1 pseudogene is annotated in these 363 nt (G+C 46.6%); it reads right to left on the bottom strand.

Going from position 1 to position 363, the window contains the following annotated elements:
- Positions 1-185, bottom strand: a pseudogene (locus tag J0A66_RS22095) (hypothetical protein); the annotation flags it as partial.
- Between the last annotated feature and the right edge of the window lie 178 nt (positions 186-363).

The raw sequence follows: 363 nt of genomic DNA, 5'->3' as shown, positions 1-363 counted from the left end.
TACCAACCATTTTGCCTGAGCGTACCTTCAATCTGATAATCCCATTCAACCTTGTTAAACAGGTTAATTATGCCAACCGCACAAAGTGCGAAGCCTCGCAGTGCGGCATTTAGTAAGCGGTTAATGATGTGGGTTAGTGCAGTAATAGGGCTGATAAGCTTGATCAGGCCAAGCAGGATAATCACTGAGCCCCATATGATCAGATTAAGGATCTGAAATAGTGCATGGAAGGGCAGCAGCACTATACCCGGTAACATACTCAACATTGCTGGCCCGCTGCGAGTTGTTTCAGGGCGTTGTCTTTGCTTTGCCAGTGTTGATTGAGCCATCCTTGAAACAGTTGGCGATGCTCTGCATTTTCGA

The organism is Bowmanella dokdonensis (genome assembly GCF_017254865.1).
GTDB lineage: Bacteria > Pseudomonadota > Gammaproteobacteria > Enterobacterales > Alteromonadaceae > Bowmanella > Bowmanella dokdonensis.
The sequence above is the reverse complement of the archived record's forward strand: the minus strand, read 5'-3'. Positions and strand labels throughout refer to the sequence as shown.